Source organism: Methylobacterium carpenticola (assembly GCF_042748905.1).
Classification (GTDB): domain Bacteria; phylum Pseudomonadota; class Alphaproteobacteria; order Rhizobiales; family Beijerinckiaceae; genus Methylobacterium; species Methylobacterium carpenticola.
On the sequence record NZ_JBHZEO010000001.1, the window covers coordinates 5,769,970 to 5,795,076 of the forward strand.

At 71.7% G+C, this 25,107-nt stretch carries 24 protein-coding genes; 16 read left to right on the plus strand and 8 right to left on the minus strand.

Annotated elements, in window-relative coordinates:
* Positions 1-168: 168 nt before the first annotated feature.
* Positions 169-885: an MgtC/SapB family protein gene (locus ACE101_RS26690; protein ID WP_379136231.1), complete on the plus strand. Its 717-nt coding sequence runs from the start codon at positions 169-171 to the stop codon at positions 883-885.
* Here ACE101_RS26690 and ACE101_RS26695 read toward each other — a convergent pair.
* The 3 genes from ACE101_RS26695 to ACE101_RS26705 form a co-directional block, all read right to left on the minus strand.
* Positions 882-1,910, minus strand: coding sequence for a DMT family transporter (locus ACE101_RS26695; protein WP_379136234.1), 1,029 nt, complete (start codon positions 1,908-1,910; stop codon positions 882-884). The two genes, ACE101_RS26690 and ACE101_RS26695, sit on opposite strands and share 4 nt — an antisense overlap.
* A gap of 106 nt (positions 1,911-2,016) precedes the next feature.
* Complete coding sequence (locus ACE101_RS26700; protein ID WP_379136237.1) at positions 2,017-3,345, minus strand: nucleotide sugar dehydrogenase; 1,329 nt, start codon at positions 3,343-3,345, stop codon at positions 2,017-2,019.
* 132 nt (positions 3,346-3,477) lie between these two features.
* Positions 3,478-4,755, minus strand: coding sequence for an SIR2 family protein (locus tag ACE101_RS26705; protein WP_379136239.1), 1,278 nt, complete (start codon positions 4,753-4,755; stop codon positions 3,478-3,480).
* Positions 4,756-5,057: 302 nt separating this feature from the next.
* Between ACE101_RS26705 and ACE101_RS26710 the strand changes: the two genes are divergently transcribed.
* Positions 5,058-6,929 carry an ABC-F family ATP-binding cassette domain-containing protein gene (locus ACE101_RS26710; protein ID WP_379136242.1) on the plus strand — a complete coding sequence of 624 codons (1,872 nt, stop codon included), beginning with the start codon at positions 5,058-5,060 and terminating at the stop codon, positions 6,927-6,929.
* Positions 6,930-7,275: 346 nt separating this feature from the next.
* Here ACE101_RS26710 and ACE101_RS26715 read toward each other — a convergent pair whose 3' ends face one another.
* Complete coding sequence (locus ACE101_RS26715) at positions 7,276-8,205, minus strand: oxidoreductase (RefSeq protein WP_379136245.1); 930 nt, start codon at positions 8,203-8,205, stop codon at positions 7,276-7,278.
* Between the two features lie 132 nt (positions 8,206-8,337).
* Between ACE101_RS26715 and ACE101_RS26720 the strand changes: the two genes are divergently transcribed.
* From ACE101_RS26720 to ACE101_RS26730, 3 genes are all read left to right on the plus strand, one after another.
* Entirely contained in the window at positions 8,338-8,538 is a 201-nt protein-coding gene (locus ACE101_RS26720; RefSeq protein ID WP_379136247.1) for a ribosome modulation factor, read from the plus strand.
* Positions 8,539-8,593: 55 nt separating this feature from the next.
* Positions 8,594-8,965 carry a hypothetical protein gene (locus tag ACE101_RS26725; RefSeq protein WP_379136250.1) on the plus strand — a complete coding sequence of 124 codons (372 nt, stop codon included), beginning with the start codon at positions 8,594-8,596 and terminating at the stop codon, positions 8,963-8,965.
* Between the two features lie 175 nt (positions 8,966-9,140).
* Positions 9,141-10,163, plus strand: a complete 1,023-nt coding sequence (locus ACE101_RS26730) for a DUF808 domain-containing protein (protein WP_379136252.1) — start codon at positions 9,141-9,143, stop codon at positions 10,161-10,163.
* Positions 10,164-10,209: 46 nt separating this feature from the next.
* On the opposite strand, the gene ACE101_RS26735 is transcribed toward ACE101_RS26730, so the two are convergent.
* Positions 10,210-11,343, minus strand: coding sequence for a carboxylate-amine ligase (locus tag ACE101_RS26735; protein ID WP_379136255.1), 1,134 nt, complete (start codon positions 11,341-11,343; stop codon positions 10,210-10,212).
* 20 nt (positions 11,344-11,363) lie between these two features.
* The gene (locus ACE101_RS26740) at positions 11,364-11,783 is read right to left on the minus strand and encodes an RNA polymerase sigma factor region1.1 domain-containing protein (protein WP_379136258.1); all 420 of its coding nucleotides are present in this window, start codon (positions 11,781-11,783) and stop codon (positions 11,364-11,366) included.
* 197 nt (positions 11,784-11,980) lie between these two features.
* Here ACE101_RS26740 and ACE101_RS26745 point away from each other — a divergent pair, with 197 nt between their 5' ends.
* The 5 genes from ACE101_RS26745 to ACE101_RS26765 all read left to right on the plus strand — a co-directional run bounded on the left by ACE101_RS26745 (position 11,981) and on the right by ACE101_RS26765 (position 17,478).
* Complete coding sequence (locus tag ACE101_RS26745) at positions 11,981-13,375, plus strand: cytochrome P450 (RefSeq protein ID WP_379136261.1); 1,395 nt, start codon at positions 11,981-11,983, stop codon at positions 13,373-13,375.
* A 181-nt stretch (positions 13,376-13,556) separates the two neighbouring features.
* Positions 13,557-14,483, plus strand: a complete 927-nt coding sequence (locus tag ACE101_RS26750; protein ID WP_379136265.1) for a carbohydrate ABC transporter permease — start codon at positions 13,557-13,559, stop codon at positions 14,481-14,483.
* Entirely contained in the window at positions 14,480-15,307 is an 828-nt protein-coding gene (locus tag ACE101_RS26755) for a carbohydrate ABC transporter permease (protein ID WP_379136267.1), read from the plus strand. The genes ACE101_RS26750 and ACE101_RS26755 overlap by 4 nt, the downstream gene beginning before the upstream one ends.
* Before the next feature lie 15 nt (positions 15,308-15,322).
* A complete protein-coding gene (locus ACE101_RS26760; RefSeq protein WP_379136270.1) occupies positions 15,323-16,645 on the plus strand; it encodes an ABC transporter substrate-binding protein in 1,323 nt (440 codons plus the stop codon).
* Between the two features lie 5 nt (positions 16,646-16,650).
* Positions 16,651-17,478, plus strand: coding sequence for a phosphodiesterase (locus ACE101_RS26765; protein WP_379136273.1), 828 nt, complete (start codon positions 16,651-16,653; stop codon positions 17,476-17,478).
* 245 nt (positions 17,479-17,723) lie between these two features.
* Here the strand turns inward: ACE101_RS26765 and ACE101_RS26770 are convergent, their stop codons facing one another.
* Positions 17,724-19,229, minus strand: a complete 1,506-nt coding sequence (locus ACE101_RS26770) for a D-alanyl-D-alanine carboxypeptidase family protein (protein WP_379136275.1) — start codon at positions 19,227-19,229, stop codon at positions 17,724-17,726.
* A 352-nt stretch (positions 19,230-19,581) separates the two neighbouring features.
* On the opposite strand from ACE101_RS26770, the gene queE reads away from it, so the two are divergent.
* The 5 genes from queE (at position 19,582) to ACE101_RS26795 (ending at position 24,001) form a co-directional block, all read left to right on the plus strand.
* Positions 19,582-20,214 carry a 7-carboxy-7-deazaguanine synthase gene (gene queE / locus ACE101_RS26775; protein ID WP_379136277.1) on the plus strand — a complete coding sequence of 211 codons (633 nt, stop codon included), beginning with the start codon at positions 19,582-19,584 and terminating at the stop codon, positions 20,212-20,214.
* Positions 20,215-20,299: 85 nt separating this feature from the next.
* The gene (gene queD / locus ACE101_RS26780; RefSeq protein WP_379136279.1) at positions 20,300-20,656 is read left to right on the plus strand and encodes a 6-carboxytetrahydropterin synthase QueD; all 357 of its coding nucleotides are present in this window, start codon (positions 20,300-20,302) and stop codon (positions 20,654-20,656) included.
* A 68-nt stretch (positions 20,657-20,724) separates the two neighbouring features.
* Positions 20,725-21,426 (plus strand): 7-cyano-7-deazaguanine synthase QueC, encoded by a 702-nt coding sequence (gene queC, locus ACE101_RS26785; protein ID WP_379136282.1) that lies wholly within the window; start codon positions 20,725-20,727, stop codon positions 21,424-21,426.
* Between the two features lie 81 nt (positions 21,427-21,507).
* Positions 21,508-22,674, plus strand: coding sequence for an acetyl-CoA acetyltransferase (locus ACE101_RS26790; RefSeq protein WP_379136285.1), 1,167 nt, complete (start codon positions 21,508-21,510; stop codon positions 22,672-22,674).
* Between the two features lie 79 nt (positions 22,675-22,753).
* On the plus strand, positions 22,754-24,001 hold the full coding sequence (locus ACE101_RS26795) for an MFS transporter (RefSeq protein ID WP_379136287.1): 1,248 nt from the start codon (positions 22,754-22,756) through the stop codon (positions 23,999-24,001).
* On the opposite strand, the gene ACE101_RS26800 is transcribed toward ACE101_RS26795, so the two are convergent.
* Positions 23,931-24,215 (minus strand): BolA family protein, encoded by a 285-nt coding sequence (locus ACE101_RS26800; RefSeq protein WP_379136290.1) that lies wholly within the window; start codon positions 24,213-24,215, stop codon positions 23,931-23,933. The two genes, ACE101_RS26795 and ACE101_RS26800, sit on opposite strands and share 71 nt — an antisense overlap.
* Before the next feature lie 128 nt (positions 24,216-24,343).
* Between ACE101_RS26800 and ACE101_RS26805 the strand changes: the two genes are divergently transcribed.
* Positions 24,344-24,970: a J domain-containing protein gene (locus tag ACE101_RS26805; protein ID WP_379136293.1), complete on the plus strand. Its 627-nt coding sequence runs from the start codon at positions 24,344-24,346 to the stop codon at positions 24,968-24,970.
* Positions 24,971-25,107: the final 137 nt, after the last annotated feature.

The following is a 25,107-nucleotide window of genomic DNA, read 5'->3' on the forward strand; positions in this document are numbered from 1 at the left end:
GCGCGGATGTCGTTCTTGCCACGATGCGGCCGGGCTTGCCAGGGTTGGGGATAACTTTGGGAATGCGTCCGGAAGCGGCCGTCCCCGGCGCAGCCGCCTTCCGCTCCGGCGTGTCGCCGGGTAAGAGCCGCCGGCCTTCTCGGCGGCGGGGGATTCGGTATGGCGAGCATGGCGGCTTTTCAGGCCTTCCAGCCGGGGGCCTTCCTCGATTCCGCCGTCAGTCTCGTCGTCGCCTTCCTGCTCGGCACCCTGATCGGGGCCGAGCGGCAGTACCGCCAGCGCACGGCGGGCCTGCGCACCACGGTCCTGGTGGCGGTGGGCGCCGCCGCCTTCGTCGATCTCGGCATGCGCCTGAGCGGTGCGGACGGGGGCGTGCGCGTCACCGCCTACGTGGTCTCGGGCGTCGGCTTCCTCGGCGCGGGCGTGATCATGAAGGAGGGCATGAACGTGCGCGGCCTCAACACGGCGGCGACTTTGTGGGGCTCGGCCGCGGTCGGCGCCTTCGCGGGGGCGGATCTCGTCGGCGAGGCCGTGCTCGTCGCCCTCTGCGTGCTCGCCGGCAACACCCTGCTGCGCCCGCTGGTGAACGCGATCAACCGCATCCCGATCGACGAGCGGGCGACCGAGGCGACCTACGAGGTGCGCCTGACCACGGATGGCGAGAGCCTCGGGCGCAACCGCGACCTCCTGACCGAGCGGCTGGAGGCCGCCGACTACCCGGTGAGCGACATCGCGGTGGAGGAGCCGGCCGAGGGCGAGATCGAGCTCGTGGCGACGCTGGTGAGCACGGCGGTGGAGCCGGGCGAGCTCGACGCGGTGGTCAGCGGCCTGGAGCGCGCCCCGGGCGTGCGCCACGCGACCTGGACGGCGCGGACGACGGATTAGAGCCTCTTCCGACGCCGTGGATTACCGGTTCGTCGCAGACAACGCGGCACAGTCGAAGACCTGGAGCAGCGTCCGGTTGCAGCGTGATCGGGCGCTGCTCTGGCGGGCCGCCGCCGCAGGCGGTCGAGCAGCCGGCCGTCGATGGCGGCGAGGCCCGCCGCGACGAGCCCCATGCCCGCAGAGTGCCGCGGGTCGAGGTGCTCGCCCAGCACGAGGGCTCCGAGGATGATCGCCCAGACGGGAATGAGGAAGGTCACCAGGGCGAGGTTCGTCGCCCCCGCGCTCGCCAGGAGGCGGAAGAACAGCACGTAGGCGAGCGCGGTGGAGAGCGCCGCGAGGCCGAGCACCGCGCCCCAGACCGGCAGACCCGGCGGCATCAGCGTCCAGGGACGGTCGAGGGCGAGCGCGAGCGGCGCGAGCAGCAGGCTGGAGGCCGTCACCTGCCCGGCCGCGGTGACGAGAGGCGGCACGCCCATCCGGGCGAAGCGGCGGCCGAACACGCCCGCGACGGCGTAGGACATGGCCGCGGCCAGGATGGCGCCCTGCGCGAGGCCGTCGGTCCCGAGGCCGCCGAGCACCGCCGGGCCGACCATCACGGCGACGCCGCAAAGGCCGATCAGCACGCCCGCGAGCCGCCGCCCGGTCATGCGCTCGTCCGTCGTGAGGCCGTGGGCGACGATCACGGTCCAGAGCGGCGTCGTGGCGTTGAGGATCGCGGCGAGGCCCGAGGCGATGTGGGTCTGGCCCCAGACGATCAGCGAGAACGGGACGGCGTTGTTGAGGAGCCTCATTCCCAGGAAGGCGGCCCAGATCCGCCGGTCGCGCGGCAGGCGCCCGCCCTGCCCGCGCACGACGAGCGTCAGCAGGAGCGCGGCGAGGCCGACCCGCAGGGTCACCAGGGTCAGCGGCGGCAGGGCCTGGAGCGCCACCCGGTTGAAGAAGAAGGAGCCGCCCCAGAGCACGGAGAGGCCGACGAGCAGGCCCCATTCGGCGCCCGTCATGGTGCGGTTCACGGCGGGCGGCATCGGCGGTCCTCCGGCTGTCCTGTCGGGGGCCCGTCACGCGACGGTCCCCGCGCCGTCATGCGACGGGTCCCGCGATCACGCGTCCCGTTTCTTGCGGGCGATGCGCTCAGGCCTTCAGGATTCCCGGCCCGGACAGCCCGTGCCGCGCCATCACGTTGCGGGTGTCGACGATGAGGCGCGCGTGCTCGGCCACCCGGGCGTAGTCGACCCCGTCGTGGTCGGTGGCGATCAGCACCGCGTCGACCGCGCCCAGGGTCTCGGCGTCGAGGGGCTGCGAGCGGCGCCCGGCGAGGTCCGGGTGCTCGCGGGTCGGCGGCAGAACCGGCACCAGGGGGTCGTGGTAGAGGGCGCTCGCGCCCCGCGCCTCGATGAGCCGCATCAGGCGCAGCGACGGGCTCTCGCGGGTATCGTCGATGTTGCGCTTGTAGGCGAGGCCGAGCACCAGGATCCGGGCCCCCGAGAAGGGCCGGCCGGTCCGGTCCACCGCCGCCGCGAGCCGCTCGACCACGTGGTAGGGCATACGGGTGTTGACCTCGCCCGCCAGTTCGATGAAGCGGGCCGGCACGTCGAATTCCCGCGCCTTCCAGGCAAGATAGAACGGATCGATCGGGATGCAGTGCCCGCCGAGGCCGGGCCCGGGCCAGAACGGCATGAAGCCGAAGGGCTTGGTGGCGGCGGCCTGGATCACCTCCCAGACGTCGATGCCCATGGCGTCGTAGACGAGCTTCAGCTCGTTCACGAGGGCGATGTTGACGGAACGGAAGATGTTCTCGGTGAGCTTGACCGCCTCCGCGGCGGCGGCGCTCGACACCGGAACGGTGGCGACGGTGAGCGCGTCGTAGAGGGCGCAGGCGAGCCGCCGCGAGGCGGGATCGTCCGCCCCCACCACCTTGGGGATCTCCGCGGTGGAGAGGGCGTTGCCCGGATCCTCGCGCTCGGGCGAGTAGGCGAGGAAGATGTCCCGCCCGACCGCGAGGCCCCCGGCCTCCAGGATCGGCCGCATCACCTCCGCGGTGGTGCCCGGATAGGTGGTGGATTCGAGCACGACGAGCTGGCCCGGCCGCAGGGCGGCCGCGATGGCCCGCGCGGTCGCCTCGACGTAGGAGAGGTCGGGCTCGCGGTGGCGGGTGAGCGGCGTCGGCACGCAGATCAGTACCGCGTCGGGCTCGGCCAGCCGCGCCATGTCGCCGGTGGCCGCGAAGCGGCCGGCCCGCAGCGCCTCCGCCAGGGCCTCGCCGGGAATGTGGTGGAAGCTGCCCGCCCCGCGGTTGAGCGCCGCCACCCGCTCCGGATTGGTGTCGAAGCCGAGCACGGAGAAGCCCGTGCGCAGGGCCGCGAGGGCCAGCGGCAGCCCGACATAGCCGAGGCCGACGATGCCGATCAGCGCCCGGCGCTCACGGAGACCCCTGTCCAGATCTTCGCCGAGCGGCGTCATCGCACCTGAAGCCCTGCCTTACGCGTTAGCGAGCCCGCATAGGCTGAGCCGGCCCCAGGTTGTCAACCTGGCGATTCCCTTGAGCCGCGCATCGGGATCGGTGCGCTTCCATGTCAGGCCGGACCGGCGGTCTCACCGCTCACGGAACCATTGTGGGAACGCGGGCACCTCGCTCAGGTCGAGTTCGAGACGATTGGCGCCCGCAGGATCCCGCTCGATGACCACACCAACCGTGAACGCACCGTAAGCGACGTCGATCCGGAACTTGGCGCTCCCGTTCCTGGCCGTCTCCGTATAGCACTTCCGTGGGAAGGTCGGATGCAGATGAAACTGCACGCGCCCTGTCAGCCGCGGTTCGCCCGGCTTGCTCTCGACGATCAGCGTGAAGGCGAGGTACTCCCGTCCGCCGATCTCCTCGATATCCGCGACGCGCAGCCGGCGATGCACCGTCTCGGGCAAGCCTCCGAACCGGCCCTTGTTCGGATCGAGAGGATCCACATCGTTAATCTTGTCCTTTGCAAGGGGGAGCGCCGCCTCGACCTCCGGCACGAACGGCGCGGCCTCGGCTCCCCCGCCCTCATCCAATGCGCGACCGTCGCGGATCCGATCCAGCAGAGCGATCAGTCCAGAATGGTCCTCGTATTCCAGGTTCGTCGTATCGATCCGGTAGAAGACAGCCCGCAGGCCGAACTTGGCCTCCATCCGCCGAGCGATCAGCTCCTTCTCGTGCTCCGTTCGATATCCGAATATACCGTAATGCTGAGTGGCCTCGTCCCCGAGATTTGCACGGACGACCCGCAGGATCTGGCTCAATTCGGGATCTTGCATTGAGAAGCCAATAAACACCACCGGCTGCGTCATGAAGACGGCAATCATCCGGCGCTGAAATATATCGTTGAGATAAGAGCGAGCGTATGATGACTCTGTCAAGACGATATGTTCCGGTTTGTCATAACGACCATGAAGATATACAATGCATGATTGCGCTGTTGTGTCGGACAATGAGAAGAAGAATTTTCTGACGTCGGCTGGATCGGACCAGTGGATCGGCATGAATGGCAGATTGGCCTGCTTCATCGCGATTTCGATACATGGATCGTAGTTCGTCGTGAGGACGTGACGAAAGCCGAGACGGGCAATGCGGTGATGCGGCTCTCTGAGCGCGAGCGGGGCCTGAAACGTCTCGGTGATGAAGGTTGCGAAATCGCCTGGATCCATCCGCCTGCAAAGCTCTTCGGCTTGCCAAGCAGGATCGTTGATTGCTTCAAGGATGGGAGGTAATTTGGGCGGTAGAAGATTTTTATCTATCAGATTTTTTTGCATTTTCTCAAGCAGCTTCGGCCATGATGGGTATCCGGATGCGAGACTTGCTCCAGCGCCGACCAAAGCAAGAGGTCTGCTTGTGTTCATGACCCTCGAGAGATCTTTAAGATAATCTGACTCATCGTACAGTGGGAGTGGCATGGCGCACACCGTCGCTGAATATTGGTCATGATTCGCGAGTTATGGTAGCATGAAATGATGTTCTGCTTGACCGGATGAGACATTTGGCACTTGGTTAAGCAAGGGTGTTCGGGCTTCCCTGGCGGATCAGGCCGACAAGACAGTGAGCCGCCGGGCGGCAGAGAGGCAGACCCGCAGGAACGTCGCATCGGAGCGAGGATCGCTCTCTGCCCTTGCCACCGCCCGGCACAATCCGCACAAGACCGGCCATGCTCCGTGTCAACGACCTCACCTACCGGATCGGCGAGCGGCTGATCCTCGACCGCGCCGGCTTCTCCATCCCCGACCGCGCGCGGGTCGGCCTCGTCGGCCGCAACGGGGCGGGCAAGACCACCCTGTTCCGCCTGATCCAGGGCGAGATCGCCACGGAGGGCGGCACCATCTCGCTGCCGAAGGGCACCCGCATCGGCGGCGTCGCCCAGGAGGCGCCGGCCGGACCCGAGACCCTGCACGAGGTCGTGCTCGCCGCCGACACCGAGCGCAGCCGCCTGCTGGCGGAGGCCGAGACCGCCGACGGCCTGCGCCGGGCCGAGATCGAGACCCGCCTCGTCGACATCGACGCGCACTCGGCACCCGCGCGCGCCGCCGCGATCCTGCACGGCCTCGGCTTCGACGCGGCCGCGCAGGCGCGCCCCTGCTCGGCCTTCTCGGGGGGCTGGCGCATGCGCGTGGCTCTCGCCGCCGTGCTGTTCTCCGAGCCCGACCTGCTCCTTCTCGACGAGCCGACCAACTACCTCGATATCGAGGGCACGCTCTGGCTCTACGACTATCTGGAGCGCTACCCGCGCACCGCGATCATCATCAGCCACGATCGCGACCTGCTCGACACGAGCGTGGACCACATCCTCCACCTCGACCGCGGCCAGCTCGCCCTCTACCGGGGCGGCTACACCTCCTTCGCGCGCCAGCTCGCCGAGAAGCGCATCCTCCAGGTCAAGGCCCGGGCCAAGCAGGAAGCCGAGCGCGCCCACCTCCAGAGCTTCATCGACCGCTTCAAGGCCAAGGCCACCAAGGCGCGGCAGGCGCAGTCGCGCATGAAGCGCCTCGCCAAGATGGAGCCCATCGCCGCGCTCATCGAGGACGAGGCGCCGGTGATCCACCTGCCGAGCCCGCCGCGGCCGCTCTCGCCGCCCCTCGTCGCCATGGAGCGCGTGGCGGCGGGCTACGGCGAGCGCATCGTGCTGTCGGGCGTCAACCTGACGCTCGCCCCCGACGACCGCGTCGCCCTGCTCGGCGCCAACGGCAACGGCAAGTCGACCTTCTGCAAGCTGATCGGCGGGCGGCTCGCGCCCGTCTCGGGCGAGCTGCGCCGCTCCGGCAAGATGGAGGTCGCCTATTTCGCCCAGCACCAGCTCGACGAACTGCGCCCGGCCGAGAGCGCCTACGCGCATGTGCGCGACCTGATGCCGGATGCTCCCGAATCGAAGGTGCGGGCCGCCGCCGCCCGGCTCGGCTTCCCGGGCCAGAAATCCGACACGCCGGTGGCGCAGCTCTCGGGCGGCGAGAAGGCGTGCCTGCTGATGGGGCTCGCGGCCTTCGGCGGCCCCCATCTGCTGATCCTCGACGAGCCGACCAACCACCTCGACATCGAGAGCCGTCAGGCGCTCGTCGAGGCGATCAACGACTACGAGGGGGCGGTGATCCTGGTGAGCCACGACCGTTTCCTGGTCGAGGCCTGCGCCGACCGGCTCTGGCTGGTGTCGAACGGCAGCGTGAAGCCCTTCGACGGCGACATGGACGATTACCGCCGCTTGGTCCTCGCCGGGCCGGAGCCGGAGACGCCGCGCTCCACCGAGGCCACCGGCGGGGCGAGGGCCGTGGAGCGGCGCAGCAACGCCGAGCGGCGCGCGGCGCTCGCGCCCCTGCGCAAGCGGCTGGAGGCGGTGGAGGCGCGGATGGCCAAGCTCTCCGACGCCATCGCCAAGATCGACGCGGCGCTCGAGGACGGAACCGCCTTCCGCACCGACCCGGCCAAGGCCGGCGACCTCGCCCGGATGCGGGCCGAGGCCGCGACCGCGCTCGCCACCGCCGAGGAGGATTGGCTCGCCCTGAGCGGGGAGCTGGAGGCGGCCGAGGCGTGAGGGAGGTCCGGGCTCGCCGGACCGCTCGGGCGCCCTACCTGGGTTTGCCCAACCTCAAGGGAGCGCATCATGGCGACGAAAGCCCGGCGGCGGCCATCGTGGAAGAAGCCGAAGCCCAACAAGCCGAAGGTGGCGGGCAAGCCGGCCGCGCGCTGAGGCCGCCGGGGCCCTGCCCCCCGGGATGACGGCGAGCGGGCATGGTCCCGCTCCCGGCACGGATCATGCCAACGGCCCGGGATGCCGACGCCTCGGTCCGGTAGGCCATCTCGAATTCTCGACACCAAGTCAGAGACTTGGCGAAGGTCCGAGAACGCAACCGGCGGTCACTTGGACATGACCGCCGGTATCAGAACCCGTATGCGACGCCGGTCAGCTCCTCGGAGACCCGCCACAGCCGCTCCGCGGCCGCGCGGTCGAGGGCCTGCGGGGCGATGCGGGCCGGGGCCGGAGAACCCCGCGCCTCCCAGAGGCCGTCCGGGCCGTAATAGGCGCCGCCCTGCGCCATGCGGGCGGTCGCGCCGTAGAGGAGCGGCAGGGCGCCCTGCGCCGCGCTCTGGCCGATCAGCCCGAAGATGGCGCGACCGGCGAGCTGCTGCACGGCGCCCGCCCGGTCGCCGCGCCGGAAGATGTCGGTGCGGGCGATGCCGGGATGGACCGGGATCGCCTGGGCCGTCAGCCCGGCGGCGCTCAGGCGGCGGTCGAGTTCGAGCCCGAACATCAGCATGGCGAGCTTCGATTGCCGATAGGCATCCTGGCTGCCGTAGGAGCGGCGGCTCTGCAGGTCGTCGAAATGCAGGCGCGCCTGCCGGTGGGCGAGGCTCGCCACCGGGACGATCCGGGCGGCGGGCGCGGCCCGCAGCCAGGGCAGGAGCAGCCCCGTCAGGGCGAAGTGGCCGAGATAGTTGGTGGCGAGCTGGCGCTCGAACCCGTCGGTGGTCTCCTCCCGCTGCGGCACGGCGGCGATGCCGGCGTTCAGGAGAAGGATGTCGATGACGCCGCCCTCCTCCTGCCAGCGCCGGGCGAAGGCCCGGACGGCGGCGAGGCTCGCCGTGTCGAGGGGCCGGGCGACGAGGTCGGCGGCGGCGTGAACCCGGCGGATCGCCGCCATCGCGCGCTCCGCCTTGGCCGCGTCGCGGGCGGCGAGCACGACCCGCGCCCCGGCCCGCGCGAGGGCGAGGGCCGCCTCGTAGCCGATGCCGCTCGTGGCACCCGTGACGATGGCGAGCCGGCCGGCCTGGGGTGGGATGTCGGAGGCGGTCCAGCGAGGATGCGGCATGTTCGACCAATCGCCACGGGTGGCGGAGCGTTCCCCAGCCGGCACGATGCGGCGGTCGGCCGCCCGCAGGCGTTACCCGACCGTCCGCGGCCGGCGACGGCCCGCGGCCGACGAGACGCGAGGAGACCGACCATGCATGCCGTGCCGGACGATGCCATCGACCATTACGCCCTCGGCTACTACGCGCCGCGCAAGGGCCTCGCCCGCGAGGCCTGTCCCTACGCCGCCGACACCGAGGCCGGTGCCCAGTGGCTCGCCGGCTACGATGCCGCCCTCGCGGGCAAGCCGGAGCCGAGCCCGCCGGGCCGGGACGAGGGTGCGCCGGGGCGGTGACGCCTCGGGGATCCGGCCGCGGGAGGCTGGTCCGAAACCTGCTCGGGAGACCGGTATGGAGATGAAGCTCACCAGCCTGATCCGGGAGGCCGCCGCCGCGGCCCGGGAGCGGGCCGTCACCCATCCGGGCGTGCTGGAGCCCGACGCCCTGCCCTGGGCGGTGATCCGGGCCTGGGACGCGGATGTGCGCGGGCACGTGGAGCGGGATCCGCGGATCGAGGATGCGCGCGACCGGGTGCTGACCACGGCGGTCGACTTCGCCGAAACGCCGCCCGACACCGAACCCGAGCGGGTCGGGCCGGCCCGGGATCGCCTCCTCGCCGCCATCGACGACCTGGAGCGCACCACCCTCCGGCTCGGCATCGTGAACCGCCGGGCCGCCGCCCTCGGCTACGGCGAGGCCGGCCGGCGCCTCGACGGGAGCTGAGCGCGGCTTGCCCGCTGCCGCAGCGTGGCTTCCATCGGCCCCGCCCGGGCCCTATCTCGGTGATCTCTCACCCCGACCCCGGGCCTGCCGAACGCTTCGCCGCGCCGCGGGTTCTCGTCCGGCAACCGCTGCTGCGAAACCGGCGACCACGTTTGCGAAACCTGCTTGGGATCCCATGGCAACTGGCCTGATCGCTCTCCTCGACGACATCGCGGGCCTCGCCAAGCTGGCGGCGGCCTCGCTCGACGATGCCGCCTCGCAGGCCGCCCGCGCCGGCGCCAAGGCGGCCGGGGTGGTCATCGACGACACGGCGGTGACGCCCCGCTACGTCACGGGGCTCTCCGCCTCCCGGGAATTGCCGATCATCGGCAAGATCGCGCTCGGCTCCCTGCGCAACAAGCTCCTGTTCCTGCTGCCCGGCGCGCTGGTGCTGAGCTTCGTGGCGCCCTGGCTGGTCACGCCGCTTCTGATGGCCGGCGGGGTCTATCTCTGCTTCGAAGGGGCCGAGAAGGTGGTCGAGGCCCTCTGGCCGCATGCGGGCCACGGCGCGGCGGAGGAGCCTGCCCCGCGTGACCCGAGGGCTCTCGAGGACGCGAAGGTGGGCAGCGCCATCAAGACCGATTTCATCCTCTCGGCGGAGATCATGGCGCTCACCCTGGCGACGGTGGCGCAGGCCGGACTCTTCACGCAGATCTTCGTCCTCGCCGCGGTCGGCATCGGCATCACCGCCCTGGTCTACGGGGTGGTGGCGCTGATCGTGAAGGCGGACGATGTCGGGCTCGCTCTGGCGCGGCAGGGGCGCCCAGCCTCGTCGTGGTTCGGCCTGCGCACGCCCTCCGGTCCCGCGACCGGCCTCGACCGGGCCCTGTCGCCCCTGACCCGGGGGATCGGGCGCGGCCTGGTGCGCGGCACGCCGGTGCTCCTGCGCGCGCTGGGCGTCGTCGGCACGGCAGCGATGATCTGGGTCGGCGGCGGCATCATCGTGCACGGGCTGGAAGGCTTCGGCGTCACGATCCCCGGCCATGCGATCGCCCACGCGGCGCAGGTGGCCGCCGCGGCGGTGCCGGTGGCCGAGGCCGCGGTGGAGTGGATCGTGACGGCGGCCCTGTCGGGTGTGCTCGGCCTCGTGGTCGGGGCCCTCGTCATCCCGCTCGCGCACTACGTGGTGACGCCCGCGCTGGCGAGCCTGCGGGCGTGAGGCGGGCCTCAGGGCAAGCCCCGGTTCGCAGGCGGGGGATCGCCGGTCACGGCGCCTCCCGGCCCTCCGTCTCCCGGGCGAGCGCCGGCACGACGGCCGCCACCGCCTCCACCTCCGGCGCACCGCCCTCCCGCGCCGCCGCGTACAGCGCCCGCTGCCGGTCGGCGCTGGTGCCCTCGCGGAGGATCCGGCGCGGCCCGTCGAGGGCCTCCGGGCAGTGGAGGGCCTCCGCATCCTCGGCGACGAGGGCGAGGACCGCCTCGAGCGCCTCGGGGAACGGCACCGCGCGCTCCGCCGCCTCGTCGATCAGCGCGGCCGCGATCCCGTCCGCCTGCGCCCGCCACAGGTTCTCGCGGGCGAGGGCCCGCGAAACGCCGTCGAGATCGGCGTTGAGGTCCGGGCGGCGCTCGGTGCAGCGCACGAGGCAGCGGTAGAGGGCCGCGATGGCGAGCGCGTCCTCCAGCCGCGTGCAGCTGTCGCAGACGCGCAATTCGAGGGTCGGATAGCGCACCGAGGGGCGCAGGTGCCACCACAGGAAGCTCGCATCCGCGATCGCCCTGGCCTGCACCATCACCCGCACGTAGCGCTCATAGGCCTCCGGTCCGGAGAACAGGTCCGGCACCCCGGTCCGCGGCATCTCGCCGAAGGCGCTGAGGCGGTAGCCGGCGAGCCCGGTCGGGCGTCCCTGCCAGAACGGCGAGGAGACCGACAGCGCCAGCAGCACCGGCAGGAAGGGCGTGAGCCGGTTCATCAGCGCGACGCGCGCCTCCGGCCGCGCCACCTCCACGTGGACGTGCAGGCCGCTCACCACGCTGCGCCGCCCGACCATCCGCACCGCGTCGAGGATAGCCTCGTAGCGCGCGCCGTCGGTCGGCCGCTGGCGCTCCCAGGCGGCGGTGGGGTGCGTGCCGGCCCCGAAGACGAGGAGCCCGTGCACCCGCCCGATCTCGGCGAGTCCCCGGCGCAGGCCCCCGAGCGACGCGCGGGCCTCGGCGATCCCGGTGCTCGGCGGCGAGGCGATCTCGATCTGGCTCTGCAGCAATTCCCGCTCGGCGGCGGGGAGCAGGGCGCGGGCGGCGGCGTGGAAGCCCGCCATCGCCTCGCCCGGGGTGCCGCAGGTCCCCGCATCGGCGAGGAAGAACTCCTCCTCGATGCCGAAGCGATAGGCGGTGTCCGTCATGGGGGCTCCTCGCGGCGGGTTCAGTGGCCGAGCGCGACGGCGATGAGGAGCCCGACGGCCACGGCCACGATCCCCGCGAGGATGACGGCCTTGTCCGCTTCGGTGGCCGCGGGCGACGGCGCGGCGGCGCCATGCGCCGCGGTCGCGCTCGTGCTCGCGGTGGCGGCCGGCGGCGGCCCTGCGGCCGCTTCGCGCTGCCGCGGCAGGGCGGCGGCGGGCGGCAGCGCGGACCGCACCGGCCGGCCCGGCGCCAGCAGTTCCTCCTCCAGCTCCACCGGGACCCCGGCCTCCTCCAGTTCGACCAGCAGGAGCGCGATGGCGTCCGGGCTCATGCCGCTGATCGGCAGATCGCGGCGCAGGTCCTCCGTGGTCAGCTGGCCCTGCGCGCGGCCCCGGGCGATCAGGCGGTCGAGGCTCGCGCGGTCGATGGCGGGTTGCATGGCGGATCTCCGGGCGCCATCGGCGGCGCGGAGCATCAACGCCGCTTCGGGCCATCCGTTTCTCGGGTCCGGCCACGCTCCTGCCCAGGTCGCCCCCGATCCTGCGTCAAAGCCCGGAGGCCGCCCATCCTTGATGCCGGCCCGCGCCGTCCCGACCTTGGGAGCGCGCCGCTGGGCGCGGAAGGAACGGGCGAGGCATGAACGCGCATACGACGCTCCCGGTGGAGCGACCGACGACGGCGCGCCTGGTGCCGCCCGAGACGCCCCTGGGTCCCTTTCGCCTCATCCGCACCATCGTGCGCAATCCCATCGAGGCGTGGCCCCGGGCGGTCTACCGGGACCCGGTCTACACCTCCTCCTTCCTCGGCCGCGAGACCCTCTTCGTGATGGACCCGGCGCTGGTGCGCGCCGTGCTGGTCGATCAGGCGGAGTCCTTCGAGAAGTCCGAGGTGCTGCGGCGCGCGCTCTCGCCGGCGCTCGGCGACGCGATCCTGACCGCGGACGGGGCGCGCTGGCGCTGGCAGCGCCGGGCCGCGGCGCCGATCTTCCGCAACGAGCGCATCATGCGCTTCCTGCCGGCGATGATCGCGGCGGCCGAGCGCACCCGCGATGCCCTGGCGCGTGGCGCGCCACCGGAGGCCGAGACCGACCTCGCGCCCGTGATGATGCGCACCACCTTCGCGATCATCGTCGCCACGATGCTGTCGGGCGACGGCCGGATCGACGTGGCGCGGGTCGAGCAGGGCATCACCGATTATCTCGAATCCACGAGCTGGATCTTCGCGATGACGCTCCTGCGGGCGCCCGCCTGGATGCCCTTCCCGGGCCGGGCCCGCTCGGAGCGGGCCCGCACCTACCTGCGCGACGAACTCCTGCGCCTCGTGGCCGAGCGGCGGCGCATCGGCGTGGAGGGCCGCGACGACCTCCTGAGCCTCCTCGTCGCCGCCCGCGACCCGGAGACGGGACAGGCCATGGACGACCGCGACGTGGCCGACAACCTGCTGACCTTCGTCACCGCCGGGCACGAGACCACCGCCCTCGCCCTCGCCTGGACGCTCTACCTGCTCGCCCTGCACCCCTCGGTCGAGGCGCGGGTGGTGGCCGAGGTCGAGGCGGTGACCGGAGGCGGTCCCGTGGAGCCCGGCCATGTCGAGGCCCTGGCCTATACCCGCCAGACCGTCCAGGAGGCGATGCGGCTCTACCCGCCCGCCCCGGTGGTGGTGCGGGCCGCCCTCGAGGATGTCGAGATCGGGGGCCGCCGGGTGGCGCGCGGCACCCCCGTGGCGGTGCCGATCTACGCCATCCACCGCCACGCCCTCCTGTGGCAGGACCCGGACCGCTTCGATCCGGACCGCTTCGCGCCCGAGGCCGTGAAGGCCCGCGACCGCTACGCCTACCTCCCCTTCGGCGCGGGACCGCGCGTCTGCATCGGCATGAGCTTCGCGCTGATGGAATCCGTGGCGGTCCTGGCGGTGCTGATCCGTGCGCTGCGCTTCCGCCTCGCCCCGGGCTTCGTGCCGACCCTCAAGCAGCGCATCACGCTCCGGCCCGCCGAGGGGATGCCGATGCGGGTGAGCCTCAGGGAAGGTTAGGGCTGGTTGTCTGCCCGATAGGCGATGCAACCAGCGGCGGATGCAACCAGTAGACCCGCCATGATTGATCGACGCCGTTGTGCATCGCGTTGCTGCAACGCACAACGTTCGTTGCGAAGCTTCATCCGCCTGTCACGAAACCCTCCGATGAGGGCGTCGTTGACCCTCTCGGCGGAATTCCTTGTCCCACGCCCTCGACCATTCCCCGGTGCTCGCCCCCCAGGCCGTGCGCCCGGTCCGGTTCTCCGGACGCGCGCTGCTGCCGTTCGGGCTCCTGGCGCCGTCGCTCGCCTTCCTCGCCCTGTTCACCTACTGGCCGGTGGTCCAGGTTCTGTGGGACGCCACGCACACCGTGTCGCGGCGCGGCACCCGCTTCGTCGGCCTGGACAACTTCACCGCGCTCGCAGCCGATCCGGTCTTCGCCGCCTCGCTCCTGCATACCGGCCTCTACGCGCTGCTGACGGTCGTCCCGAGCCTCGTCCTGGCGCTCGGCTTCGCGCTCGCCCTCGACGGCGGCGGGCGGCTCACCGCGATCCTGCGCGCGATCTTCTTCCTGCCGGTGCTGATCCCCCTCGTCGCGGCGGCCTCGCTCTTCCTGTTCCTGTTCCTGCCCGGGCTCGGCCTCATCGACTACCACCTCGCCAAGCTCGGGCTCTCCGGCGCGAACTGGCTCGGTGACCCGGACCTCGCGCTGATCTCGATCAGCGTGCTCACGGTGTGGAAGAACGCCGGCTACTACATGCTGTTCTTCCTCGCCGGCCTGCAGGCGATCCCGGCCGAGACGCGCGAGGCCGCGCTCCTCGATGGGGCCGGGCCCTGGCAGCGCCTGCGTTTCGTCACCCTGCCGGCCCTGCGCCCGACCATCGCCTTCGTGCTCGTCATCGCGCTCCTTAACGTGGTGACGCAGGTGGACCACGTCTTCGTGCTCACCAAGGGCGGGCCCTCCGACGCCACCAAGCTCCTCCTGTTCTACATCTACGAGCAGGCCGTGGAGCGCTACGACGCCGGCAAGGCCGCCGCCGCCACCGTGGTGACGCTGGCAATGCTGATCGGGCTCACGGCGACCTCGCTGCGGCGGGTCGAGCACCGGCAGGAGGAGCAGCGGTGACCCGCGAACTCTCCCCGCGCCTCGGGCGCGCGGCGACCCTCCTGCTCGGGCTGATCTGGGCCGTTCCCTTCGCCTGGATGCTCGTGGCGACGCTGCGCCCCCCGGGAGGGCCGGCCGGCAGCATGGCCTCGCTGGTGCCTTCGGCTTTGCCGAGCCTCGCCAACCTCGCGGAGGCCTGGGCCTCGGCGGAATTCCCGCTCCACGCCCTCAACACGGTCCTGCTCTGCGCCGGCATCCTGGCGGTGCAGCTCGTCACCGCCTCGCTCGCCGCCTACGCCTTCGCCCGGCTCGACTTCCCGGGCCGCACGCTCCTGTTCTACGCCTTCCTGATCCAGCTCATGCTGGTGCCGGTGGTGCTGCTGGTGCCCAACCTGAAGACGGTGGCGGCGCTCGGCCTCTACGACACGCTGCCGGGCGTGATGGCGCCCTACTGCGCCACCGCCTTCGGCACCTTCCTGCTGCGCCAGAGCTTCCGCGAGGTGCCGCGGGAACTGGAGGACGCGGCGGCCATCGACGGCGCGCGCTGGTGGCAGGTGATCCGCCACGTCTACCTGCCGCTGACCAAGCCCACGCTGATCGCCTTCTCGATCGTCTCGGTCACGACGCACTGGAACGAGTTCGTCTGGCCGCTGATCGTGATCAACTCCCCCGACCGCCGCCCCCTGACCCTGGGCCTCGCGAGCTTCACGCTCAGCGCCGAGGGCACCCAGGCCTGGGGCGTGATCGCCGCCGGCACGCTCATCGTGAGCACGCCGCTGCTCGTCGCCTTCCTGCTGTTCCAACGTCGCTTCGTGAACAGCTTCCTGGCCTCCGGCCTCAAGTAAGAAGAGGATCACACCATGACCCTATGGCGGAAGGTTGCGCGTGCCGCGGCCGTCTTCCTCGTGGGCAGCGTCGCCAGCGCGCGCGCCGCCGACCTCGACCTGTTTTTCCCGGTTCCCGTCGACGGGGCGCTCGCCAAGAGCATGACGGGCCTGATCAAGGAGTTCAACGACTCCCATCCGGGCACCAAGGTCACCCCGGTCTTCACCGGCTCCTACGACGACACGCTGCTGAAGACCCGCGCCGCCATCAAGGCCGGCAAGCCGCCGGGCGTGGTCATCATGTCGGCGAACTTCCTCACCGACCTCGCCATCGAGCGCGAGATCGCGCCGCTCGACGACCTGATCCAGGCCGGGGGAAGCACGCCCGAAGCCTTCATGAACCAGTTCTTCCCGGCTTTGCACCCCAACGCCATCGTCGACCGCAAGGTCTACGGGGTGCCGTTCCACAACTCGACTCCCCTGCTCTACTACAATGTCGAGCAGTTCAAGGAGGCCGGGCTCGATCCCGACAAGCCGCCGCGGACCTGGGAGGAACTGACGACCGCCGCCCGCAAGCTGACCAAGCGCGAGGGCGACCGGGTCACGCGCTGGGGCGTCACGCTGCCGTCGAGCTACGATTACGCGGGCTGGATCCTCGAAGCCCTGACCATGTCGAATGGCGGGCGCTGGTACAACGAGGAATACGGCGGCGAGGTCTATTACGACGCGCCCTCCACGCTCGGTGCCCTCACCTTCTGGTCCGATCTCGTGCACAAGGCCAAGGTGCATCCGGCCGGCGAGCAGAAGGGCCCGGCGGTCACGGCCTCGTTCATGGCCGGCCAGTCCGCCATGATGATCCTCTCGACGGGTTCTCTCACCTTCATCCGCGAGAACGCCAAGTTCCCGTTCCGGGTCGCCTTCGTGCCGATGAACGTGCGCCAGGCGGTGCCGATCGGCGGCGCCTCGCTGGTCCAGCCCACCGGCCTCTCCCCCGATATGCGCAAGGACAGCTGGACCCTGATCCAGTGGCTGACCTCGCCCGAGGTCTCGGGCCGCTGGAGCCGGATCACGGGCTATTTCGCGCCGAACCGTGCCGCCTACGACCTGCCCGACATGAAGGCCTTCCTGGAGAAGAACCCGGACGCCAAGATCGCCGTCGACCAGCTCGCCAACGCCAAGCCCTGGTTCGCCACCTACCGCACGGTGCCGGTGCGCAAGGCGATCGAGGACGAGATCCAGGCGGTGCTCTCCGGCAAGCGTCAGCCCAAGGAGGCGCTCGTCGCCGCCCAGAAGGCTGCGGACGCGATCATGCGCCCCTACGTCGAGGACACGGCCCTGCACCTGCCGGGGGCGGAGTGAGCCCGATGTTGATCGCCCAGATCACCGATCTGCACGTGCGCCCGCGCGGCCTGCCGGCCTACCGGGTCTCGGAGACCACCATGCTGGCGGAGCGCGCCATCGACGCGCTCATCGCCCTCCAGCCCCGCCCCGACGTGGTGCTGGTGACCGGCGATCTCGCGGATTGCGGCCTGTCCGAGGAATACGCGCTCCTGCGCGGCCTCCTCGGCCGGCTGCCGATCCCGGTCTTCGTGGTGCCGGGCAACCACGATCGGCGCGAGGCCCTGCGCGCCGGCCTGCCCGCCGCCTGGCTGCCGGAGGCGGCGGAGGACTTCGTCCAGTACGTGGTCGAGGACTGGCCGGTGCGCCTGATCGCCCTCGACACGCTGGTGCCGGGCGCGAGCCACGGTGCCCTGTGCGAGCGGCGCCTCGCCTTCCTGGAGGAGGCGCTGGCGACGGGGGGCGACCGGCCGACGGTGGTGTTCATGCACCACCCGCCCTTCGCCTGCGGGATGGAGGATATGGACCGGATCCGGCTCCTCGACGGCGAGGCGCGCTTCCGGGCGATCATCGACGGGCACCGCAACGTGGAGCGGATCCTGTGCGGCCACCACCACCGGCCGATCCAGGTCCGCTACGCGGGCACCATCGCCCAGGTGGCCCCGGGAGTGACGCATCAGGTCGCCCTCGACCTGACCTCCGGCCGGGAGAGCGGCCTCGTGCTGGAGCCCCCGGCCTTCCAGCTCCACCGCTACGCGCCCGAGACCGGCCTCGTCTCGCACATGGCCTATGTGGAGCGCTATCCGGGGCCGTTCCCCTTCGTGCTCGACGCGGATTACCCGGGTCACGCGTGAGGCGCGGGCCCGGCCGAACGGCGGGAGAGTCGTGATACGGTTTTCGGAAGATCACGTCCGGAAACCGTTTCACGAGCCCGCCCGGCAGGTGAGCGAAGCCGGTTTCCGCATCGCGATGCGAGGGCCTCGGCCATCGCCGAGCCATCAACGGGAAATCGGATGACATGCAAGAAGGGGCGCAGCTCTCGCTGCGCCCCTTCTTGCATGGACCGGAAGGTCGTGCCGGCGCGGCCGCGCCCCGCCGGTCAGTTGCTCTTCTGCTTCGCGGCGACGGCCTTGGGCTTCTCGTCCTTCGCCTGCTTGGCGGCGGGCTTGGCCGCCGGCTTCGGGGCGGGCTTCGCCGAGGCCTTGGTCGCCGCAGCCTTGGTCGTCGCAGCCTTGGCGGCCGGAGTGTCGGCGGCCGGAGTTTTGGCGCCCTTGCCCTCGCCCGCGATCACCGGGCTGTGCGGGGGCGGGGCGAAGGCCGTGGCGGAAGCCGGGGTGGCGCCGCGGCCGCGGGCGAGGAGCTTGGGCTGCGGCACCGTCGCGCCGGTCTTGGCGATGGCGCGGCTCGGGGCGGGCGCGGGCTTCGCCTTGGCGGCCTTCACGCGCGGCGCGGGTGCGGGTTTCGCCTCGGGCTCGTCCACCGCGGCGATCGCGCTCTCGGCCGGGTCGCGGCCGACCCAGACCAGGACGGGCTGAAGCGGCGCCCGCGGCGGCAGCGTGCGCCCCTTCAGCGCCGCGCTGCTCATCGTCGCGAAGGCGAGCGCGGCGGAGGGCGGCGCGCTGGCGCCCAGGAGCTGGGCCGCCGTGGTGTCGTTGTTGGAACTCGCCGTCACGGCCGAGGAATCGGAATCCGTCGGCATCGGCCGGCGCTTGTCGCAGATGTAGGGCCGCATGTCGGGCGGTGCGGCGGCCTGCGAGGGCGGCAGCTCGGCGAGCGTGGTGCCGCCCCAGCCGAGGCCGCTCTGCCCGAAGCCGTAATCGAACAGGTCGGCGGTCTTCAGGTCGCGCTCGCGGGCGGTGGGCTGGCCCATCACCACGGTGATGATCCGCCGCCCGTTGCGGGTCGCGCTCGCCACCACGTTGAAGCCGCCCGAGCAGATGAAGCCGGTCTTCATCCCGTCGACGCCCGCGTAGCGCCCGAGCAGGCCGTTGTGGTTGGGCATCACCGCCCGGCCGAACTGGATCGCCGAGATCGAGAACAGGTCGCGGTTGTCGGGGAAGTCGCGCAGGATCGCGCGGCCGAGGACCGCCATGTCCCGGGCCGAGGTCCATTGCCGCGGATCCGGCAGGCCGTTCGGGTTGAACCAGCGGCTCTCGCGCATGCCGAGCCGCTGGGCGGTCTCGTTCATCAGCACGGCGAAGTTGTCGACCGAGCCCGCGAGGCTCTCGCCGATCGCCCAGGCGACGTCGTTGGCCGACTTCACCATGATGATCTTGAGGGCGTTGTCGAGGGTGAGCTGCGTGCCCGGCTTGAAGCCCATCTTGGAGGGCGGCTCGGCGGCGGCCTGGGGCGAGATGGTGATGAGCTGGTCCATCGAGGCCCGGCCCTGTCGGACCAGGTCGAGGGCCACGTAGGTGGTCATCAGCTTGGTGATCGAGGCCGGGTACCAGGGATCCGTCGCGGCCTGGCTGTAGAGCACCTTGCCGGAATCCACGTCGACCACCAGCATCGGCTGGGTGACGGCGCCGGCGGCGCCCGCCGCCAGCAGCGCGGCGAGGCCGGCGAAACGCCCGAGCAGCCGCGCGAGCGGTGCAGGTTTGGTCATCAGTCGCATCCCCGTCGGGCCCATCCCGCCACGTGGCGCCCCCGCGGTTCCGGATGAACCGCGCCGCCCTTCAGGCACCCCATGGACGACGGACCTTCAGTTTAGGGCAATGGCGACGCTTTTGACAGCGCCGCTCTGCCTCGCATCAACGCGCGCACCGTGGCGGCAGCATGGCAGCCGGCGCGCGCCGGAGCCCTCCACACCCCGTCCACAGCCCTGCGCCGGGCGCGCGGCGGCCCCGCGGGGACAAGCGCGCCGCGAGGATGCGGTTGCGCCGCCCCCTCCCCATCTGGCAGGGCGAAGCCTGCCCGGCGCGTTCCGCCCCGATCGCGCGCCGGGCTCCGGAGTTCCGATGAGCTACGCCGTCAAGGAGATGTTCCACACCCTGCAGGGCGAGGGCGCCCAGGCCGGACGCTCCGCCGTGTTCTGCCGCTTCGCCGGCTGCAACCTGTGGAGCGGGCGCGAGGCCGACCGGGCGCAGGCCGTCTGCCGGTTCTGCGACACCGATTTCGTCGGCACCGACGGCGAGGGCGGCGGGCGCTTCGCCGATGCGGAGGCCCTCGCGGGGGCGATCGCGGCGACGTGGCGCGGCGGCGCGGAAGGGCGTTACGTCGTCTTCACCGGGGGCGAGCCCCTGCTCCAGCTCGACGCGCCCCTGCTCGCGGCCGTGCGCGCCCGCGGCTTCACCTCGGCGGTGGAGACCAACGGCACGCAAGCGGCCCCGGAGGGGATCGACTGGATCTGCGTGAGCCCGAAATCCGGTGCGCCGCTGCGACTCACCCGCGGCGACGAGCTGAAACTGGTCTATCCGCAGGCGGGCTTGGCGCCCGAGGACGTCGCCGGGCTCGATTTCCGGCACTTCTTCCTGCAGCCGATGGACGGGCCGGACCGGCTCGCCAACACGCGGGCCGCCGTCGATTACTGCCTGCGCGACGCCCGCTGGCGCCTGAGCGTCCAGACCCACAAGATGATCGGGATCCCCTGACCGCGCCCCGCAGTTCCGCCGGACGGGCCTGCGGTGCTATGGGGCTCTCGACCGCGCGTCGCGCGCCATTCCTCAGTGTCGACCGATGAAGATCACCCAGGCCTTCACGTTCGAGGCCGCCCACTGGCTGCCGAACGTGCCCGAGACCCACCGCTGCCGCCGCATGCACGGCCATTCCTACCGGGTGGAGCTGACCCTCGACGGGCCGGTGGATCCGCAGACCGGCTGGGTGGTGGATTTCTACGACGTCGAAGCGGCCTTCGCGCCGCTCCTCGCCGAACTCGACCATCATTGCCTCAACGATCTCCCGGGCCTGGAGAACCCGACCGCCGAGCACATCGCGGTCTGGATCTGGAACCGCGCCCGGCCGTCCCTGCCGGCGCTCGCCGCGGTGAAGGTGTTCGAGACGCCCATGTCCTGGGCCGAGTATACGGGGAACTGACCGGCCTCCGGACCGCCCGACCGGATGGCTGCGGTCCAGCGGAGGCCTGCCGCCGGGAGACGAGGACCATGGAGACGAGCGAGGGCGCGCTGGTGCTGTTCTCCGGCGGCCAGGATTCCACCACCTGCCTCGCCTGGGCCCTCGACCGCTTCGGGCGGGTCGAGACCCTCGGCTTCGATTACGGCCAGCGCCACCGGGTCGAGCTCGATTGCCGCGCGCAGCTGCGGGCCGGCCTCGCGGCGCTGAAGCCCGAATGGGCGGCGCGGCTCGGGGAGGACCACACCCTGCCGCTCGGCGTGCTCGGCGACATCTCGGAGACCGCCCTCACCCGCGACGGCGCCATCGCGTACGAGGCGAGCGGCCTGCCCAACACCTTCGTGCCGGGCCGCAACCTCGTCTTCCTGACCTTCGCGGCGGCCCTCGCCTACCGGCGGGGCCTGCGCCACATCGTCGGCGGCATGTGCGAGACCGATTACTCGGGCTATCCGGATTGCCGGGACGACACCATCAAGGCCCTGCAGGTGGCGCTCAACCTCGGCATGGAGCGACGCTTCGTGCTGCACACGCCGCTGATGTGGATCGACAAGGCCGCGACGTGGCGTCTCGCCCGGGATCTCGGCGGCGAGGCGCTGGTGGACCTCATCGTCGAGGACAGCCACACCTGCTATCTCGGCGAGCGCGGGGCGCGCCACGCCTGGGGCCATGGCTGCGGCACCTGCCCGGCCTGCGAGCTGCGCGAAGCGGGCTACGCGCGGTTCAGGGCTGCCTGACACGCGCTTGTGCGCCCGCTCTCCCTCGCGCACAACGGAACGACAACGGCCGGCCCGACCGGCCCAGGGAGGAGAAGAATCATGACCGCCTGCATCGTCGGCTGGAGCCACACGCCGTTCGGCAAGCACGACACGGAAACCGTCGAGAGCCTCGTGGTGCGCGCCGCCGGCGAGGCGCTGGCCCATGCCGGCATCGCGGCCTCCGAGGTGGACGAGATCGTGCTCGGCCATTTCAACGCCGGCTTCTCGCCCCAGGACTTCACCGCCTCGCTGGTGCTCCAGGCCGATGACGGCTTCCGCTTCAAGCCCGCGACCCGGGTCGAGAATGCCTGCGCCACCGGCTCGGCGGCGGTGCATCAGGGCATCAAGAGCATCGAGGCGCGCCACGCCCGCGTGGTGCTGGTGGTCGGCGTCGAGCAGATGACCCGCACGCCCGGCCGCGAGATCGGCGCCAACCTGCTCAAGGCCTCCTACCTGCCGGAGGACGGCGACACGCCGGCGGGCTTCGCGGGCGTGTTCGGGGGCATCGCCGCCCGCTACTTCCAGCGTCACGGCGACCAGTCCGACGCGCTGGCGATGATCGCCGCCAAGAACCACCAGAACGGCGTCGCCAATCCCTACGCGCAGATGCGCAAGGATCTCGGCTTCGAGTTCTGCCGCACCGAATCCGAGAAGAACCCGATCGTCGCCGGTCCCCTCAAGCGCACCGATTGCTCGCTCGTCTCGGACGGCGCGGCCGCGATCGTGCTCGCCGATACCGAGACGGCCCTGCGCATGCGCCGCGCCGTGGCCTTCCGCGCCACCGCCCATGCCCAGGACTTCCTGCCGATGTCGAAGCGCGACGTGCTGCGCTTCGAGGGCTGCGCGGCGGCGTGGTCGCAGGCGCTCGCCCGGGCCGGCATCACCCTCGGCGACCTCTCCCTGGTCGAGACGCACGATTGCTTCACGGTGGCGGAACTCATCGAATACGAGGCGATGGGGCTCACCCCCGAGGGGCGCGGCGCCGACGCGATCCGCGAGGGCTGGACGCGCAAGGACGGGCGCCTGCCGGTGAACCCCTCCGGCGGCCTCAAGTCCAAGGGCCATCCGATCGGCGCCACGGGCGTCTCGATGCACGCCCTCTCGGCGATGCAGCTCTGCGGCGAGGCCGGCGGCATGCAGATCCCGGGGGCGACGCTGGCCGGCGTGTTCAACATGGGCGGCGTCGCGGTGGCGAACTACGTGAGCGTGCTGGAGCGCATCAAGTAGCGCGGCGCGATCCGCGGGATCCGTCTCCCGGGAGACGGATCCCGCGCTCTCCCCTGCACCTCCGGAGTGCGGTGCCGCCGTGACGGCCTTCCTGGTCCTCCTCCTCGCCTACACGATCAGCCAGTTCGACCGCGGCTTCCTCGCCATGGTGGCGCCGGATCTCGGGCGCGACCTCGGCCTCTCCGCCTCCGACCTCGCGCTGCTCTCCGCGGCGTGGTTCGCCGCCTTCGCGGTGGGGCAGGTGCCGACCGGGCTCTGCCTCGACCGGCTCGGCCCCCGCCGCACCGTCGCGGGCTTCCTCTCCCTGGCGGCGCTCGGGGCCGGGGGGCTCGCCGCGGCGGGCGGCTTCGCCGGGGCGCTCGCCGGCATGGCGCTGATCGGCTTCGGCTGCGCCCCCGCGCTGATGGGGAGCCTCTACCTGTTCGGCCGGCTCTACCCGCCCGAGCGCTTTGCCATGCTCTCCTCGGTGATGATCGGGCTCGGCACGGCGGGGGATCTCCTCGGCTCGACGCCGCTGGCGCTCGCCACCCACGCCTATGGCTGGCGGCCGATCCTGGCGTGGCTCGCCGCCGTGACGGTGGCGAGCGCAGGCCTGATCCTCGCCCTGATCCGCGATCCGGCCCGCGTCCCGGATCCCTCCCGGGCCGGGCTCCTGCGGGGCTTCGCCACCGTGGCGAGCATGCGCCCGCTCTGGCTGATCTTCCCCGTGGTGTTCGTGAGCTACGCGGTGGTGATCGCCACCCGCTCGCTCTGGGTCGGGTCCTATCTCGGCAGCGTGCACGGCTTCGACGCGCTCGCCCGCGGCAACGGGGCGCTCGCCATGAGCGTCGCCATGGCGCTCGGGGCCATCAGCTACGGCCCCCTGGAGCGCCTCCTGCGCGACCCCAAGCGCACGGCGCTGGGCGGCTGCCTCGTCACCGGCCTCGCCTTCCTGGGCCTCGGCCTGCTCGGCGGCCGCTCGGCCGCCCTCGCGGTGGCGTTCCTCGCCGTCGTCGGCGCGGCGGGCCTGAGCTACGCCATCCTGATGGCCCATGCCCGCCGCTTCTTCCCGGCCCACCTGCTCGGCCGGGGCGTGTCCGTCATGAACATCGTCTTCATGGGCGGGGCGAGCGCCGTGCAGGGGCTGTCGGCCGCCTTCGTGCTCGGCGCGGGGAGCCTCGACCCGGCGGCGCTCTACGGCCGCCTGTTCGTGGCCTTCGGTCTCGCCCTGCTCGCCGCCACGGGCCTCTACGCCTTCGCGCCGCGGGCGCCCACGCTCACCGCGGAGCCGCCGCCGCCTCGGCCGGCGTCCGCGCCCGCAGGGCGAGAGCGTGAAGGCCGCGCTTGAAGGCCTCTTCGAGGAGCGTGTTCACCAGGCGGTGACGCTCCACGCGGCTCTTCCCTTCGAAGGCCTCCGACACCACATCGAGGCGGAAATGGGTTTCCCCGCCCGGCCGCGATCCGGCATGGCCCTCATGCTGATGCGACTCGTCGACGACGCTGAGCGCCGTCGGCCTCAACTGCTCCTCCAGCGTCGTCCTGATCCAATCGCCCAAGCTCATCGGGTGCCGTCCTCCGTTCGGGTCAGGTCCCGGCCCGGCGCCGCCCGTGTCAATCCGTTCCGGCGCGCCTGCGGCATCAGGCCCGCAGCCCTTGTGCCCTGCCGAAGCCCCCTCATAATCGCCCCGCCATGGATCTCAACTCGCCCCTGTTCGACCGCATCCGCATCAAGCCCACCTGCGACGACGCCGCGGCGTCGGAGGGGCCGGTCTGCGAGCGGCCGGGCTGCACCCGGCCGGGGCTGCACCGCGCCCCGAAGGGCCGCAAGCAGGAGGGCCAGTACTGGCGCTTCTGCGTGGAGCACGTGCGCGAGTACAACGCCTCCTACAATTACTTCGCGGGCATGAACGACGCAGCCGTCCAGGCCTTCCAGAAGGACGCGGTGATCGGCCACCGTCCGACCTGGAACATGGGCGTCAACCGGGCCGGCCGCGGGGCCGAGAAGCCGGCATCCGCGAACCGCGACTGGGACTACGTCGATCCCCTCGGCATCCTGCGCTCGGCCGGCGTCGCCCCCGACCGCGGCGGCGCCACCAAGGCGGAGCCGCCGCGCCCGCGCTACTCCGCCCCCGTGCGCAAGGCCTACGACGTGATGGGCCTGGAGGAAGGGGCGGATGCCGCCGCCATCAAGGCGCAGTACAAGGTGCTGGTGAAGCGCTTCCATCCGGACGCCAATGGCGGCGACCGCGCCTTCGAGGACCGGCTGCGCGACATCATCCGGGCCCACGACACCCTGCGCGCCGCCGGCCTGTGCTGAGGCCGGCGCGCAGGACCGCCATTCGGCGCGCGGGCACGGTTCTCGCATCCCGGTCGGGCGGCGGGCCTCGAAACGGCGGGCGGCCTGCCTATATGAAGGGCGTTGGCACGTTTGCGCCGGCTCCCCCAGACCGATAA

Excerpts from the sequence above, each read along its gene's own strand:
- ACE101_RS26690 (WP_379136231.1), top strand. The coding sequence starts at position 169 with ATGGCGGCTTTTCAGGCCTTCCAGCCGGGGGCCTTCCTCGATTCCGCC.
- ACE101_RS26695 (WP_379136234.1), bottom strand. The coding sequence starts at position 1,910 with ATGCCGCCCGCCGTGAACCGCACCATGACGGGCGCCGAATGGGGCCTG.
- ACE101_RS26700 (WP_379136237.1), bottom strand. The coding sequence starts at position 3,345 with ATGACGCCGCTCGGCGAAGATCTGGACAGGGGTCTCCGTGAGCGCCGG.
- ACE101_RS26705 (WP_379136239.1), bottom strand. The coding sequence starts at position 4,755 with ATGAACACAAGCAGACCTCTTGCTTTGGTCGGCGCTGGAGCAAGTCTC.
- ACE101_RS26710 (WP_379136242.1), top strand. The coding sequence starts at position 5,058 with ATGCTCCGTGTCAACGACCTCACCTACCGGATCGGCGAGCGGCTGATC.
- ACE101_RS26715 (WP_379136245.1), bottom strand. The coding sequence starts at position 8,205 with ATGCCGCATCCTCGCTGGACCGCCTCCGACATCCCACCCCAGGCCGGC.
- ACE101_RS26720 (WP_379136247.1), top strand. The coding sequence starts at position 8,338 with ATGCATGCCGTGCCGGACGATGCCATCGACCATTACGCCCTCGGCTAC.
- ACE101_RS26725 (WP_379136250.1), top strand. The coding sequence starts at position 8,594 with ATGGAGATGAAGCTCACCAGCCTGATCCGGGAGGCCGCCGCCGCGGCC.
- ACE101_RS26730 (WP_379136252.1), top strand. The coding sequence starts at position 9,141 with ATGGCAACTGGCCTGATCGCTCTCCTCGACGACATCGCGGGCCTCGCC.
- ACE101_RS26735 (WP_379136255.1), bottom strand. The coding sequence starts at position 11,343 with ATGACGGACACCGCCTATCGCTTCGGCATCGAGGAGGAGTTCTTCCTC.
- ACE101_RS26740 (WP_379136258.1), bottom strand. The coding sequence starts at position 11,783 with ATGCAACCCGCCATCGACCGCGCGAGCCTCGACCGCCTGATCGCCCGG.
- ACE101_RS26745 (WP_379136261.1), top strand. The coding sequence starts at position 11,981 with ATGAACGCGCATACGACGCTCCCGGTGGAGCGACCGACGACGGCGCGC.
- ACE101_RS26760 (WP_379136270.1), top strand. The coding sequence starts at position 15,323 with ATGACCCTATGGCGGAAGGTTGCGCGTGCCGCGGCCGTCTTCCTCGTG.
- ACE101_RS26765 (WP_379136273.1), top strand. The coding sequence starts at position 16,651 with ATGTTGATCGCCCAGATCACCGATCTGCACGTGCGCCCGCGCGGCCTG.
- ACE101_RS26770 (WP_379136275.1), bottom strand. The coding sequence starts at position 19,229 with ATGACCAAACCTGCACCGCTCGCGCGGCTGCTCGGGCGTTTCGCCGGC.
- queE (WP_379136277.1), top strand. The coding sequence starts at position 19,582 with ATGAGCTACGCCGTCAAGGAGATGTTCCACACCCTGCAGGGCGAGGGC.
- queD (WP_379136279.1), top strand. The coding sequence starts at position 20,300 with ATGAAGATCACCCAGGCCTTCACGTTCGAGGCCGCCCACTGGCTGCCG.
- queC (WP_379136282.1), top strand. The coding sequence starts at position 20,725 with ATGGAGACGAGCGAGGGCGCGCTGGTGCTGTTCTCCGGCGGCCAGGAT.
- ACE101_RS26790 (WP_379136285.1), top strand. The coding sequence starts at position 21,508 with ATGACCGCCTGCATCGTCGGCTGGAGCCACACGCCGTTCGGCAAGCAC.
- ACE101_RS26800 (WP_379136290.1), bottom strand. The coding sequence starts at position 24,215 with ATGAGCTTGGGCGATTGGATCAGGACGACGCTGGAGGAGCAGTTGAGG.
- ACE101_RS26805 (WP_379136293.1), top strand. The coding sequence starts at position 24,344 with ATGGATCTCAACTCGCCCCTGTTCGACCGCATCCGCATCAAGCCCACC.